This is a genomic window from Amycolatopsis sp. NPDC004378 (assembly GCF_053602455.1).
On the sequence record NZ_JBSGDR010000022.1, the window covers coordinates 35,846 to 50,218 of the forward strand.

General features: G+C 72.3%; 14 protein-coding genes. 11 read left to right on the top strand and 3 right to left on the bottom strand.

Features of this window, described 5'->3' with window-relative positions:
* Positions 1-3: 3 nt before the first annotated feature.
* The 5 genes from ACWEN0_RS40780 to ACWEN0_RS40800 are packed head-to-tail and all read left to right on the top strand — an operon-like array spanning position 4 to position 5,426.
* Entirely contained in the window at positions 4-1,191 is a 1,188-nt protein-coding gene (locus ACWEN0_RS40780) for an acyl-CoA dehydrogenase family protein (protein ID WP_451985778.1), read from the top strand.
* Between the two features lie 26 nt (positions 1,192-1,217).
* Complete coding sequence (locus ACWEN0_RS40785; RefSeq protein WP_451985780.1) at positions 1,218-1,937, top strand: enoyl-CoA hydratase/isomerase family protein; 720 nt, start codon at positions 1,218-1,220, stop codon at positions 1,935-1,937.
* The gene (locus tag ACWEN0_RS40790; RefSeq protein WP_451985782.1) at positions 1,934-3,124 is read left to right on the top strand and encodes a CaiB/BaiF CoA transferase family protein; all 1,191 of its coding nucleotides are present in this window, start codon (positions 1,934-1,936) and stop codon (positions 3,122-3,124) included. Before ACWEN0_RS40785 ends, ACWEN0_RS40790 begins: the two co-directional genes overlap by 4 nt.
* A complete protein-coding gene (locus ACWEN0_RS40795; protein WP_451985784.1) occupies positions 3,117-3,881 on the top strand; it encodes an SDR family NAD(P)-dependent oxidoreductase in 765 nt (254 codons plus the stop codon). Before ACWEN0_RS40790 ends, ACWEN0_RS40795 begins: the two co-directional genes overlap by 8 nt.
* Before the next feature lie 30 nt (positions 3,882-3,911).
* Positions 3,912-5,426, top strand: a complete 1,515-nt coding sequence (locus ACWEN0_RS40800; protein ID WP_451985786.1) for an aldehyde dehydrogenase family protein — start codon at positions 3,912-3,914, stop codon at positions 5,424-5,426.
* A 194-nt stretch (positions 5,427-5,620) separates the two neighbouring features.
* Here the strand turns inward: ACWEN0_RS40800 and ACWEN0_RS40805 are convergent, their stop codons facing one another.
* On the bottom strand, positions 5,621-6,838 hold the full coding sequence (locus ACWEN0_RS40805; protein ID WP_451985788.1) for an MFS transporter: 1,218 nt from the start codon (positions 6,836-6,838) through the stop codon (positions 5,621-5,623).
* Between the two features lie 95 nt (positions 6,839-6,933).
* A complete protein-coding gene (locus ACWEN0_RS40810; RefSeq protein ID WP_451985790.1) occupies positions 6,934-7,857 on the bottom strand; it encodes a LysR family transcriptional regulator in 924 nt (307 codons plus the stop codon).
* A gap of 84 nt (positions 7,858-7,941) precedes the next feature.
* Here ACWEN0_RS40810 and ACWEN0_RS40815 point away from each other — a divergent pair, with 84 nt between their 5' ends.
* Genes ACWEN0_RS40815 through ACWEN0_RS40840 form a run of 6 tightly spaced genes read left to right on the top strand, consistent with a single transcriptional unit; the run spans position 7,942 to position 13,786 of the window.
* Positions 7,942-8,904 carry a cyclase family protein gene (locus ACWEN0_RS40815; RefSeq protein WP_451985792.1) on the top strand — a complete coding sequence of 321 codons (963 nt, stop codon included), beginning with the start codon at positions 7,942-7,944 and terminating at the stop codon, positions 8,902-8,904.
* A gap of 25 nt (positions 8,905-8,929) precedes the next feature.
* Entirely contained in the window at positions 8,930-10,060 is a 1,131-nt protein-coding gene (locus ACWEN0_RS40820; protein WP_451985794.1) for an FAD-dependent oxidoreductase, read from the top strand.
* A gap of 22 nt (positions 10,061-10,082) precedes the next feature.
* Complete coding sequence (locus tag ACWEN0_RS40825; protein ID WP_451985796.1) at positions 10,083-11,009, top strand: VOC family protein; 927 nt, start codon at positions 10,083-10,085, stop codon at positions 11,007-11,009.
* On the top strand, positions 11,009-11,896 hold the full coding sequence (locus ACWEN0_RS40830; protein ID WP_451985798.1) for a fumarylacetoacetate hydrolase family protein: 888 nt from the start codon (positions 11,009-11,011) through the stop codon (positions 11,894-11,896). The genes ACWEN0_RS40825 and ACWEN0_RS40830 overlap by 1 nt, the downstream gene beginning before the upstream one ends.
* Positions 11,893-12,615 (top strand): SDR family NAD(P)-dependent oxidoreductase, encoded by a 723-nt coding sequence (locus ACWEN0_RS40835; RefSeq protein WP_451985800.1) that lies wholly within the window; start codon positions 11,893-11,895, stop codon positions 12,613-12,615. The genes ACWEN0_RS40830 and ACWEN0_RS40835 overlap by 4 nt, the downstream gene beginning before the upstream one ends.
* Before the next feature lie 10 nt (positions 12,616-12,625).
* Positions 12,626-13,786 carry an alpha/beta hydrolase family protein gene (locus ACWEN0_RS40840; RefSeq protein WP_451985802.1) on the top strand — a complete coding sequence of 387 codons (1,161 nt, stop codon included), beginning with the start codon at positions 12,626-12,628 and terminating at the stop codon, positions 13,784-13,786.
* Between the two features lie 29 nt (positions 13,787-13,815).
* Here ACWEN0_RS40840 and ACWEN0_RS40845 read toward each other — a convergent pair whose 3' ends face one another.
* Positions 13,816-14,118, bottom strand: a complete 303-nt coding sequence (locus ACWEN0_RS40845; protein ID WP_451985804.1) for a putative quinol monooxygenase — start codon at positions 14,116-14,118, stop codon at positions 13,816-13,818.
* Positions 14,119-14,373: the final 255 nt, after the last annotated feature.

A 14,373-nucleotide genomic window follows, 5' to 3' on the forward strand; every position in this document is an offset into this window, starting at 1 on the left:
ACCATGACTGCCACCATCGCCATCCCCCTCGGCGAGCTGAGCGAGGAACACGAGCTGCTGCGGCAGACCGTGCGCAGGTTCGCCGAATCCGAAGTCGCGCCGCGGGCGTTCGAGATCGACCGCGACGACGAGTTCCCGCACGACCTGTACCGGCGGATGGGCGAACTGGGCTTCCTCGGCCTCAACGTGCCCGAGGAGCACGGCGGCAGCGGAGCCGACGAGCTGAGCATGTCGATCACCCTGGAGGAGCTCGCCAGGGTCTCCGGCACGGTCGCCAATGCCTGCCTGCTCGCGAAGCTGCAGTCCGAGCTGATCGTCAAACGCGGCACGCCCGAGCAGATCCGCACCTACGTGCCCCGGATCGCCGCCGGCGAGCTGATCTGCCTGATCGCGGTCACCGAGCCCGGCACCGGGTCCGACGTCGCCAACGTCAAGACCACGGCGAAGCGCACCGAGTCGGGGTGGAAGCTCAACGGCACCAAGGCGTTCATGACCGCCGGCGCGGTGGGCGAGCTGGCCGTCGTGCTGGCCCGCACCGATCCGGCCGCGGGCAGCAAGGGACTCACCACGTTCCTCGTGCCCAAGAGTCCCGACGGCGACCCGGCCAAGGGCTTCCTGGCCGACCACAAGGAACAGCTGATGGGCATGCGCGGCCTGGCCACGGCCGGGATCACGCTGCAGGACACGCTCGTCTCCGACGAGCACGTGCTCGGGGAACCCGGCCGCGGGCTGGGCAACGCACTGGGCTCGTTCAACAACGGCCGCATCGTGATCGCCTCGCTGGCTCTCGGCCTCGCCGCGGGAGCGCACGACGCCTCCCTGCGGTATGCGCAGGACCGTGAGGCGTTCTCCCAGCGCATCGGCGACTTCCAGGCGGTGCAGTTCATGCTCGCCGACGCCTGCGTCGAGATCGACGCGGCGCGGCTGCTCGTCCGCCGGGCGGCCCAGCTCAAGGACGCGGGCGCGCCGTTCGCCCTGCAGGCGTCCCAAGCGAAACTGTTCGCCTCCGACGTCGCGGTGCGGGTCGCGACCAACGCCGTGCAGATCCACGGCGGGTACGGCTACACCAAGGACGCCGTGGTGGAGCGGATCTACCGGGACGCGAAGCTCACCCAGATCTACGAGGGCACCAACCAGATCCAGCGGGTCATCATCGCCCGGCACCTGCTGCCGAAGGCCGGCGGGAAGTGACCGTCCACTGCGGACTGGCAGGCGGCGTGGCCGAGCTGGTGGTGGACAACCCACCGCTCAACCTGCTCACGCTCGCCGTCCGCGCCGAGCTCGCGGCGCACGCCCGCCGGCTGGCGGGGGACGAGTCCTGCCGGGTGGTCGTGGTGCGCGGGGCGGGGGACCGGGCCTTCTCGGCCGGATCCGACGTCCGGGAGTTCCCCTCGGACGAGGCGGGCGGCTTCGAACGCGCCGATCTCGAACACGGCTGGTTCGCCGCGCTCGCCGACCTTCCGCAGCCGACCATCGCCGCCGTGCACGGCCACACCCTCGGCGGCGGCCTGGAACTCGCGTTGACCTGCGACATCCGGGTGGCCGACGAAGGAGCGCACCTGGGCTTCCCGGAGGCGGGGCTCGGGCTGGTCCCCTGTGGTGGTGGCACCGCCCGGCTGCCGCACCTCGTCGGCGCGGCCAGGGCGCAGCTGCTGTTGCTGTCCACCGAGCGGATCACCGCCGGCCAGGCGCTGGCGTACGGGCTCGTGGACAAGGTGGCGCCGGCGGGCCGGCTGCGCGAGACGGTGGCCGGGCTGGCGGCGTCGATCGCCGCCGCACCCGGCGCCACCACCCGTGCCATCAAGGCCGCGGTCCGGACGAGCCTGACCGAGGGCGTCGACGCGGGGCTGGCCGCCGAGCGGCGTCTCGGCGGCCCGCTTTTCGCGACCGAGCGCGCGCAGCAGGCCGTGCGCGGCTTCCTGAAGGAGAAACCATGAAACCCCTGCAGATCCTGCGTGACGTCAAGATCGTCGCGTTCACCCAGTTCCTCCTGGGCCCGGCGAGCGTGCAGTACCTCAGCGACCTCGGCGCGGACGTGGTCAAGGTGGAGCAACCCGGGCGCGGCGCGTACGAGCGGTCCTGGTCCGGCGGCAACACCTACGTCGAAGGGGTAAGCGCTTTCTTCCTGCTGTCGCACCGGAACGTGCGAAGCGTGACGATCGACCTGAAGTCGCCGGAAGGGCAGCGAGCCGCGCTTAAGCTCGCGTCGAGCGCCGACGTCGTGGTGGACAACTTCCGGCCGGGCGTGCTCGACCGCCTCGGCGTCGGTTACGAAAAGCTGTCGGAGCTGCGCCCTGACCTGATCTACGCCTGCGGGTCCGGCTACGGCTCCGACAGCCCTTACCGCGACCTGCCCGGTCAGGACCTGCTCCTGCAGGCGATGACCGGGCTGGCCGCGGCGACCGGCCGGGCCGGTGACCCGCCGACCCCGGCGGGCGCGGCCGTCGTCGACCAGCACGCCGCGGCGCTGCTGGCCATGGGCATCCTCGCCGCGCTGCACCACCGGCAGCGCACCGGCGAGGGCCAGCGGGTGGAGGCGACAATGGTGCAGGCGGCGCTCGACCTGCAGCTGGAGCCCGTGGTGTACCACCTCAACGGCGGCCTCGTGGAGCGCCCGGCCGAGCCGCTCGGCTCCAGTTTCCACGAGGCGCCCTACGGGGTGTACGAGACGGCCGACGATCACATCGCGCTGTCGCTCAGCCCGGTCGCCAAGATCAGCGTGGCGCTCGGTGATCCCGCCGAACTGCGGGAGTTCCTGGACCCGGCGGTGAAGTTCAGCCGGCGTGAAGAGATCCGGCGTGCGCTCGGCCCGGTGCTGCGCGACCGCTCCGCGAAGGAGCTGCTCGCGTTGTTCCGCGAGCACGGGATCTGGTGCGCGCCCGTCAACGACTACGACGCCGTCTTCGCCGACCCGGTGGTGACGCACCTGGATCCGGTGCTGGAGTTCGAGCACCCCCGGGCGGGGAAGGTGAAGATGCTCAAACATCCCGTGCGGTTCAGCTCGGGCGAACCGGAACTGCGGACCCCGCCGCCCGATTTGGGTGAGCACACCGATGCGGTGCTGAGCGAGCTCGGCTATTCGGCCGAGGAGATCACCGGGCTCCGGGAGGCCGGCGTTGTCTGAGGGCCTGTTTTCCCTGCGGGGCAGCGTCGCCGTCGTGACCGGTGGCGCGCGCGGAATCGGGAAGGCGGCGGCGCGGGCGCTCGCCCGGCAGGGGGCCGGGGTGCTGCTGGTCGACCGGCTCGAGGCGGAGCTGGCTTCGACGGCGGCCGAGCTGGCCGAGGCGGGCGCCGCGGTGGACACCCTGCTCGCCGACGTCACCGCGGACGACATCGGCGAACGGGTCCGCGCCGCGGCGGCCGCCGCCGGGCCGGTCACGGTGGTGGTCAACGCCGCCGGGGTGATGGTGCGGTCCGCGATCACCGAGCTGACCGCGGCCGAACTGGACACCCTGTGGCGGGTGAACGTGCGGGGCACCGTGGAGGTCACGCAGGCCCTGCTGCCCCAGCTGATCGAGCGGGGCTACGGCAAGATCGTCAACGTCGGCTCGCTGGGTTCGGTCCGCGGCCTGGAACGGCGGACGGGGTACGCGACCACGAAGGGCGCGGTCGCGCAGTACACGATCAGCCTCGCCAGCGAGGCCGGGGCCTACGGGATCAGGGCGAACGTGGTGGCGCCCGGCTACGTCGCCACGGACATGGCGTCGCCGTGGATCTACGGCGACGCCGACCGCACCGAACGGCTCCGGGCCCGGATCCCGCTCGGGCAGTTCGCCACGCCCGCGGACCTGGCCGGCACGTTCGTGTTCCTCGCCGCCCCGGCGTCGGACTACGTCACCGGCCAGATCCTGCTCGTCGACGGTGGCTGGACCACCACCTGAGCCGGAGCCCCTGATCACTGAAGGAGTACCGTGACCGCCACCCTGACCACCGGACGAGACCCGCGCACCGGCGCCGCACTGCCCGGTGGGGAACCGCCGAGCGACGCCGCCGCCGTCGGGCGGATCGTCGCCGCGGCGGAGGCCGCCGCCCCCGCCCTCGACGCGCTCGGCCGCAGCGGCCGGGCCACGCTGCTGCGCGCGTTCGGCCACGCCCTGGAGAGCCGCCGCGACGACGTCGTGGCGATCGCCGACCAGGAGACCGCACTCGGCGCGGCCCGGCTCGGCGGAGAGCTCACCCGGACGATCTACCAGTTCGCCTTCTTCGCCGACGTCCTGGAGGAGGGCAGCTACCTCGAGGCGACCATCGACCACAGCGACTCGACGCCGATGGGCCCGAGGCCCGACCTGCGCCGCATGCTGGTCCCGATCGGGCCGGTTGCGGTGTTCGGTGCGAGTAACTTCCCGCTCGCGTTTTCCGTGCCCGGCGGGGACACCGCGTCGGCGCTCGCCGCGGGCAACCCGGTCGTGGTCAAGGCCCACGGCTCGCACCCGGCCACCTCCCGGCTGGTCCACGACATCCTGCGGGACGCCGCCGCCGAAGCCGGCGCGCCCGAGGGCACGATTGGCATCGTGTTCGGCCTGACGGCCGGCAAAGCCCTGGTCCGCCACCCGGCGGTGCGGGCGGTGGGCTTCACCGGCTCGCTCAGCGGCGGCCGGGCACTGCTGGACGCGGTCAACGGCCGCGACGACCCGATCCCCTTCTACGGCGAGCTGTCCAGCCTCAACGCCCTGGTCGTCACCGAGTCCGCCGCGGCCGAGCGGGCGGCCGAGATCGGTGCCGGGCTGGCCGCGTCGGTGACCGGATCCGCGGGCCAGTTGTGCACCAAGCCGGGGCTCGTCCTGATCCCGGCCGGCGCCGCCGGGGACGCCGTGGTCGCCGCCGCGGCGCAGGGGCTCGAGGGCACCGACGTCGTGCCCCTGCTCAACGAGCGGATCCACGCCTCCTACCTCGCCGACACCGACCGGCTCCGCGCTGCGCCGGAGGTGTCCACAGTGGCCGAAGGCGACGCTGGGCAAGGTGGCTTCCGGGTGGCTCCGCTGCTGGTGTCGGTCGAGGCGAGCGCCCTGCCCGAGCAGGCACTCGCGGAGTATTTCGGCCCGGCGACGGTGCTCGTGCGCTACCGCACCGAGGAGGAACTCACGGCCGTGATCGGGCGCCTGCCGGCGTCGCTGACCGCGTCGGTGCACCTCGGTGCGCGGGAAGCCCCGCCACGGTGGATCGGCGCCCTGCGGGACACGGCCGGGCGACTGGTCTTCAACGGCTACCCGACCGGCGTCGCGGTCGGCTGGGCCCAGCACCACGGCGGACCGTGGCCCGCCACGAACAGCCTGTTCACCTCGGTGGGCGCGACCGCGATCCGCCGCTTCCTGCGGCCGGTGACGTGGCAGGACGCGCCTGAGCAGGCGTTGCCGGACGAACTGCGCGACACTCCCGCCCGGCCGGTGCCCCGGCGGGTGGACGGCGTTCTCCGGCTACCCGGCTGACTTGGCAGCCAGGCCGGGTCTCCTCGGCGGAAGCCGCCAGGGCGCCGGGCGACGTCGGTTGGCTCGTCGTCGCCCGGTCCGTTCTCGGTTCGGGCCCCGCGGCTCAGCTCGTTCCGCGGGTGAGTGCGCGAGCGATGACGTTGCGCGAGTGGCGGAGCGGCCGCGGTCCGAACGGTTGTGCTGCGCAAATCCGGTCAGCCGTTCAGCGGCTGGTTGTCGTGCCGCAGCAGGAACGCGGTCAGGACCGCGGCGATGGTGGACGCGATGCCGAGGACGGCGAGCGCGCCCTGGAGTCCGCCGGTGCCGGCACCGATCGCGGCCAGCGCGAGCGGGCACGCGAACTCGCCGACGAACAGCGTGCCGGTCCACAGGCCGGTACCGCGGCCTCGCTGGTCGAAGGTGAGCCGGTTGACCGCCCACGTCAGGAGGGTGGGCAGCAGCATGCCGGTGCCGAAGCCGGTGAAGACCGAGCCGATCGTGATGACGACCGGTGAGGCGGTGGCGAACACGAGGAGGAGACCCGCGGCGGCGAGACCGAACTCGGCGGGCAGCAGGGTCCGGGGTGTTTTACCGGACATCCGGGTGAACGCGATCGCTCCCGCGGCGGTCGCCAGGGACATGACCGCGGAGATCGCGCCGATGGTCCCGGTGGCGGTCACGCCGACGCCGGTGAGCACAAAGGACAGTTCGACGATCAGGGCGTAGAAGACGACGCCGCCGAACAGGGTGACGAGGCAGGGCGCGGCCAGCTGCCGCCAGGGCAGCTTCGCCGGGTGTCCGCCCGGCTCGCCGGGCGGCGTGGGCTGCCAAAGCTTGAGCGCCATGGGGATCGCGAGCGGGGCGGCGAGGGCGTACAGCCAGAACGGCGTGCGCCAGCCGGACGCGCCGAGAGCACCGCCGAGCGCCAGGAACGCGGTGGCTGACAAGGTGGCGACCAGGGTCTGCAGGCCCAGGTAACGTGCCCGGCGTGCGCCGGACCAGTAGTCGCCGATGAGGGTGGTGCAGCAGGTCATGATCGCGCCCTCGCACAGCCCGACGAGCACCCGGCTCGTGAGAATCGCCCCGAGGGAGTCCAGGTAGAGGGGCGCGGTTCCGAACCCGGCGTAGGCCAGCATGGCCACGAGCAGCAACCGTTTCCGGTCGGTCCGGTCGGCGACGACACCGGCGAACGGCGCGGTCAGCCCGATCAGCAGCGCGGGCGCGGTCAGCACGATCGGGACGATGACCGCGGCGCCGGGCGTGTCCGCGAATGCCCGGGACAGCTGCGGCAGGACGGGCGCGATGAGGACGGCACCGAGCACCGACAGGCAGCTCCCGGCCAGCAGGAGGAGCAGCTGGACCGGGCCGGCGGTCGCCCCTTGGCCGGTGGCAGAGGCCGCTGATGACAGGTTCACGGCTGGGCTTTCGGGCATTTCGGCACCTGAATTCCGTCGTTGGTCCAGGGAAGGTGCCGAAAGTGTGAATTCCGCGGCGGGCAAGCGGAAATCACTTCTGGCGAACCGCGGTATCAGCGCAGTGGATGCCCGGCGACGCCGGCGGCGATCCGCGTCAGCAGTTCGCGGAGGTAGCGGTGCTCGGGATCGTGCTCGTACATCGGGTGCCACCAGACCGCCTCGAGCAGCGGCCCGGCGTCGAAGGGACAGGCCAGCGCCCGCACGTTCGTGTCGGCCGGGATGCGCTCGGCGAGCCGTCGCTGCAGCAGCGCGACCCGGCCGGTGCCGGCGACGAGGCCCGGCACCGTCAGGAAGTTCTCCGTGACGACCTGGACGTGCGGTTCGATGCCGAGCATCCGCATCTGCCGCACGACGGGGGTCGACGCGGTCGGGCTGTGGTAGGTGACCACCCACGGCATGGTCCGCAGCTGCTCCACCGTCAGCCCGTGCGCCACCGCGGGGTGCCCGGCGTCCACCAGGCAGACCCAGTCGTCGCGGTGGAGATCCTGGTGCGGGAGGCCCTCGAGGAAGCCGTGCGGCAGGACCAGCAGGTCGACGCCGGTGAGTACCTGGCGGGCGTTGTCGACGACGGCCGGGGTGTTGGCGATGAACCGCACGCGCGCGCCGGGTGCCTCCCGTGCCAAGGCAGCGGCCAGCGGGGAGCCGAGGACTGCGACGCCGTAGTCGGTCATGGCGAGCGAGAACTCACGGGAGGTGGTCGCCGGGTCGAAGTCCGGCTCGGCGGCGAAGACCCGCTCGACGCCGTTGATCGCCGTTTGCACGCGGCCACGCAGCTGGACGGCCAGCGGGGTGAGGCGGTACTGGTTGCCGTACCGGGCCAGCAGTTCGTCGCCGAAGTGCCGGCGCAGCCTGGCCAGCTGCGCGGAGACCGCGGGCTGGCTGAGGCCGACCTGCTTGGCGGCCCGGCTCACGCTGCGGTGCTCCAGCAACGCGTCCAGCGTCACCAGCAGGTTCAGGTCCAGGCTCGCGAGGTTCACCACCTGAGGTTATCCACCGGACTGATAGTCCGCATTAGCTATTTCGTCTTCCCTGATGCTGTGACATGCCGCACCGTGAGCGGCATGGACCGCACCGATCCCGAAGCCGCGATCGCCGCCGCCGCCAAGCGCTGTTCGAACTGGGGCCGCTGGGGCGCCGACGACGTCCTCGGCACCCTGAACTTCCTCGACGACGCCAAGCGCCGCGAAGGGGCCGCCCTGGCCAGGCGCGGCGTCAGCTTCTCGCTGGCGCAGCGGTTCGAGGCCGACGGCCCGCAGAAGGGCTGGCGCCGCCGCACGAACCCGGTGCACACGATGCTGGACACCGGCCTGGACGCCGAGCGCGGAACCCAGGGCTTCCCGCACGGGATCGGCGGGGCCGACGACGTCGTGTTCATGCCGCTGCAGGCGTCGACGCAGTGGGACGGGCTCGGGCACATCTTCGACCACGGCGTGGCGTGGAACGGCCGCCGGGCCGGAGACGTCGTGACCAGCGAAGGGGATCGCGTCACCGGGATCGAGACCGCGTCCGGCCGGATCGCCGGGCGCGGGGTCCTGCTCGACGTCGGCCGCGCGCTCGGCACGGACGGCGAGTTGCCGGACGGGTTCGCGATCACCGTGGCGCACCTCGAGGAAACCATGGCCGCGCACGGCGAAACCGCGCACGTCGGCCGCGGCGACCTGCTCCTGGTGCGGACCGGACGGCTCGCCCGGGCCCGGCGCGAAGGCTGGGGCGACTACGCCGGCGGGCCCGCGCCCGGACTGTCGTTCACCACCGCGGAATGGTTACACGACAACGAGATCGCCGCGATCGCCACCGACACCTGGGGGTTCGAGGTCCGGCCCAACGAGTTCGACGACGCCTTCCAGCCGCTGCACCAGGTCGCCATCCCGCACATTGGGTTGTTCCTCGGCGAGATGTGGGACCTCGACGCCCTGGCCGCGGACTGCGCCGCCGACGGCCGGTACGAGTTCTGGCTGACCGCCGACCCGCTGCCGGTGACCGGGGCGGTCGGCGCGCCGGTCGCCCCGGTCGCCGTCAAGTAGCTCCCGGACCGGACGAAGGAGTCCCATGCCCGCCGTGCACACCGTCCTCGTCGTCGGCAGCGGCCTCGCCGGCACGGCCGCCGCGATCCACCTCGCCGACCACGGCGTCGCCGTCGACCTGATCGAGATCAAGCCGGACACCGCCGCCATCGGCTCCGGAATCACCCTGCAGGGCAACGCCTTGCGCGAGCTGCGCAAGCTCGGCGTCTGGGACGCCGTGCAGGCGCACGGATACGGCTTCGACAGTCTTGGCCTGCGTGCCCCGGACCCCGCCGGGACGCTGCTCGCCGAGCTCCCCGACGTCCGGACCGGCGGCCCCGACCTGCCGGCCACGGTGGGGATGCCCCGGCCGGACCTGGCGCGGATCCTGCACGAGCGCGCCGGTTCGGCCGGGGTCAAGATCCGCTTCGGGTGCACGGTCACCGCTTTGGTGCCGGACGCCGGCGGGGTCGACGTCACGTTCTCCGACGGCTCGGCCGGCCGCTACGACCTCGTCGTGGGCGCCGACGGCATCCGGTCGACGGTCCGCCGGTTGCTGGGCGTCGACCCGGCGATCCGGCCGACGGGCATGGGCATCTGGCGCGCGTTCGGCCCGCGTCCGGCTTCGGTGACCCGGACGGATCTGTTCTACGGCGGGCCGTCCTACATCGCCGGGTACTGCCCGACCAGCGAGGACACGCTCTACGCCTACGTCGTCGAGGCCGCGCAGGACCGCAGCGGCCTGTCCCCGGCGGAACAACTGGCGACCATGCGCGAGCTTGCTTCGCCGTACCACGGTCCGTGGGACGACGTCCGGGCCACGCTCACCGATGCGTCGCGGGTCAACTACACCCTGTTCGAGACCCACGCCCTCCCTGCACCCTGGAACCGGGGACGGGTGGTGCTGATCGGCGACGCCGCCCACTCCTGCCCGCCCACCCTGGCCCAGGGCGGTGCCCAAGCGCTCGAAGACGCCGCGGTGCTGACCGAACTGCTGCTGGCGTCGGAAACCCTCGACGACCGCGTTTGGGCCCGGTTCGCCGAACGTCGCTGTGCGCGAGCGGCCACGGTGGTCGAGGCGTCCGTCCAACTCGGACAGTGGCTCCTGGACCGGGAGCAAGGCGACGTTCCCGGGCTGATCGCCCGGATCTCCGCTCTCGTCGTCGAGCCCGCCTGAACCCCTTCCGGAGGAGAACTAGATGATCACGCACCTGCGGCACGTCGACCTCGCCGTGCCAGACCTGTCCCGCCAGCAGGACTTCTACACCGGCGCCTGGGGCCTGAAGACCGAGCACACCGACACCGGCGTCGCGTTCCTCGCCGCGGAAGGCTCGCCCGAGCAGTACGTGGTGCGGCTGCGCCAGGCCGACGACAAGCGGATCGACCTGATCGCCTTCGGCGTCGCCACACCGTCCGATGTAGACAGTCTTGCTGCCCGCCTGGCCACTGCCGGGGTGACCCTCGTCCACGAGCCACGGACACTGCACACCCCGGGCGGGGGCTACGGTTTCCGGTTCTTCGACAACGAGGGCCGCACCATCGAGATCAGTGCCGACGTCGCCGTCCGCGCCCACCGCAGGATCGAGGCCGGCGAGCCGATCCCGGTCCGCCTGTCGCACGTGGTGATCAACTCGGCGAACCCGGAGGCCACCCGGGCGTTCTACGAAAAGCACCTCGGGTTCCGGCTGTCCGACGTCCTCATGCACCCGCGCATGGGGGAGATGATGTGGTTCCTGCGGGTGAACTCGTGGCACCACAGCATGGCCATCGCCCGCTGCCCGCACCCGTCGCTGCACCACGTGTCGTTCGAGATGCGCGGGCTCGACGAGTACATGCGCGGCACCGGACGGCTCCTGCGCGCGGGCATCGAGAAGATCTGGGGACCCGGTCGGCACCTCGCGGGCAACAACACGTTCAGCTACTTCCTCGACCCGCACGGCAACACGATGGAGTACACCACCGAGCTGGAGCTGGTCGACGAGGACACCTGGCACCCGCACGTCCACGACTTCAGCGACCCCGAGGTGTCCGACCAGTGGGGCACGGCGAACGCGATGAACGAGTTCGTCGCCCGGAAATCGTTCAACGACCCCGACAAGGGCCTGTTCGTGGCGCCCCCGGTCTGATGCGCTTCGCCACCTACGAGCACGGCGGAACCGTGCACGCGGGCGTCGTGGCCGGCGACGGCGTCCACGCGTTCCCCGCAGGGGTGACCGTGCTGGACGTGGTCCGCGGCGCCCGGCCTGTCGCCGGTGGGCCGTCCGTGCCGCTGGCCGAAGTGCGGTTGCTGCCGCCGCTCGCCCCGCCGAGCGTCCGGGACTTCGTCGCCTTCGAGGAGCACGTCGAGGGCATGGTCGCGCCGGGTCCCGTGCCCCCGGAGTGGTACGAGGCGCCGACGTTCTACTTCACCAACCCCGCCGCCCTGATCGGCGCGCACGACGACGTTCCGGTTCCGCCCGGCTCCCGGCTGTTCGACTTCGAACTGGAGGTCGCCGCCGTCCTGGGCCCCGACGGGATCTTCGGCTACACGATCCTCAACGACTGGTCCGCCCGCGACCTCCAGCGCCGCGAGATGAAGGTCAACCTCGGCCCCGCGAAGGGCAAGGACTCGGCGACGACGCTCGGGCCGTGGCTCGTCACGGCCGACGAACTCGAGCCGTACCGCGATGCGGACGGCTTCCTGGCCCTGGACATGCGGGTGGCGGTCAACGGCGTCGAAGCGGGACAGGACCTGCTGTCCAACATGGGCTGGCCGTTCGAGGACCTGGCCGCCTACGCCGGCCGGGGCACGCGGCTGCGCGCCGGCGACGTCCTGGGCTCCGGGACCTGCGGCAACGGCGGCTGCCTGGCGGAGCTGTGGGGCCGCGGTGGCACGCAGGAGCCCTTGCGGCCCGGTGACGTCGTGGAGATGACGGTCGAAGGCATCGGGACGATCCGCAACACCGTCGTTCCCGGCCTCGACCTGCCGCCGGTCCGCCCGGCCCGGCCCCGGCCGCGGAAGCGGTCGAGGTGACCGGCAAGGTCGTGGTCGTCACCGGTGCGGGCCAGGGCATCGGCGCGGCGACCGCGCGGCTGCTGGCCGCGGACGGCGTCCGGGTGATCGGGGTCGACCGCGCCGAAGACCCCGGTCTGCCCGGCGTCGAGCACCACCGGCTCGACGTCACCGACGACGCCGGCTGGGCCGGGCTCACCGCGGGCCTCGAGCGAGTCGACGGGCTCGTCGCGGCGGCCGGGGTCACCTGGCGGGCGCGGCTCGGCGAACTGGACCCCGCGGACTTGGCGCACGTGCACGACGTCAACGTCGGCGGCGTCCTGCGGGCGGTGCAGGCGGTGGTGCCGCTGATGCCGTCCGGCGGGTCGATCGTCGTGACCGGTTCGGCCGCGGCGCTGACCGGGCACTACCCACTCGCCTACACCGCGAGCAAGTGGGCCCTGCGCGGCTTCGTCAAGGCCGCCTGCCTCGAGCTGGGGGAGCGGGGCATCCGCGTCAACGCCGTGCACCCCGGGTACATCGACACCCCGATGACCGCCTCGGCGCCACCCGGGTTCCGGGCCGCGAACGTCGCCGAGACCCCGCTCGGCCGCACCGGCACCCCCGAGGACGTTGCCGCGCTCGCCGCGTTCTTGATCAGTGACGCGGCCTCCTACATCTCCGGCGCCGAGATCCCCGTCGACGGCGGCATGACCGCGCACGGCGGCGTCAAGTCGATCAGCGAAGCCGCCCGAACCTGAAGGGAACCCCGTGTTCGAATACTTCCCCGGCAACTACGTGTGGAATCTCGGCGTGGTGGCCGCGCTCAACAGCGGCGGCCTGATCGACGAGGTCGACCGCGCCTGCCGGCCCCTCCGCGAAGCCGCGGCCCGGGGCTCGGATGCCGGAACGCCGGACTTCCTGCGGGCCTGGACCGCGCTCACCGACCAGCTCGTGGCCCAGGCCGGGCAGGCCGAGCAGGCCGGGCACACCCGCACGGCGGGCGACCTGTACTTCCGGGCCACCAACTACCTCTGCCAGGCCGAGCGCATGCTCGCCCACTCCGACCCGAACCGGCTGCCCACCTACCGCCGGGTCCTCGAACTCGCGCAGAAGGCCTTCGACCTGCGCGACCGGCGGATCTCCCGGGTGGCGATCCCGTACGAAGGCACGACGCTGCCGGCCTACCTTTCCCTCGCCCCGGCCACCGATGCCGGGCCGGCGCCGGTGATCGTCCTGGTCAACGGCCTGGACTCGACGAAGGAACACATGTACACCTCGGCGCACTGGCGCGAACTCGCCGACCGGGGGATCACGTGCCTCATGCTCGACCAGCCCGGCACTGGTGAAGCCCTGCGCCTGCAGGGACTCACCGCCCGCATCGACGCCGAAGCCTGGGCGGGCGCGGCCGTGGACTGGCTCGAGACGCGGTCCGAAGTGGACAAAGCCCGGATCGGGATCGTCGGCTGGTCCCTCGGCGGCTACTACGCACCCCGCGCCGCGGCGTTCGAGAAGCGGTTCGCGCTCTGCGTCGCCTGGGGCGCCAACCACAACTGGGGCGCGGTCCAGCGCCGCCGCCTCGAACGCGAAGGTGAACGACCGGTCCCGCACTACTGGGAGCACGTGCTGTGGGTGTGGGGCCACGACGACCTGGACACGTTCATCACCTTCGCCGACGGCGTGCACCTCGACGGCGTGGTCGAGAAGATCACCGTCCCCTTCCTGGTCGCCCACGGCGAGAACGACCGGCAGATCCCGCTGGAGTACGCCCACCGCTCCTACGACCAAGCCGTCAACTCACCCCGGCGGGAACTGCGGGTGTTCACCGCGGAGGAGGGCGCGACCGAGCACATCGGACTCGACCACCTGCCCCATGTCAGCACCTTCATCGCCGACTGGGTGACCGACACCTTCGCGACCGTCGGCTCCTGAAGGCGCCTCGGGGCTGTCCTCGGTCCCCTTCACGTCAGCTTCGAAGCCAGCACGTCGAGCTGCGCGATGTCCGGCGGCTTCGCGAACAGCTCGGCGGCCCTCGCCCCGAGTGCTTGGCCGACCTTGCCCTCCAGATGGGCCGTCCGGCCGGCGTCGTCGGGGAAGAAGTCCACGATCGCGTAGGTCGTCGGTCCGAGTTTGACGGCGAACCAGGGGTAGGTGGCCGGCTCGTCCTCGACCAGCGAGCGGCCGGTGTTGAGGAATTCCTCGACGTCGGCTTCCTTGCCCGGCTGCGCTTCCAGCGTCACCAGCAGCCCCTTTGTGACGGACATGTCGACCTCCTGCGGTTCGTTCGATCGCCGGACCGGATTCAGCATCGGGTGGTGTGGGCGGACGGCGCATCAGCCCGCCGGGCCCGATATCGAGCGTGGTTGTCGACCTGTCGGGCCGGGTGGCGTCCCCGGCTGGGGTAGTCCTGGGGCTGGCCCCGCCGTGCGCATCGGAGCAGGCGAGGTTCGGCCCGCCGGGCGGAGGCGCACGGGGTCGGACGACACCAATCTGTGGGTTCGCCACCGGTTCTCACAGCA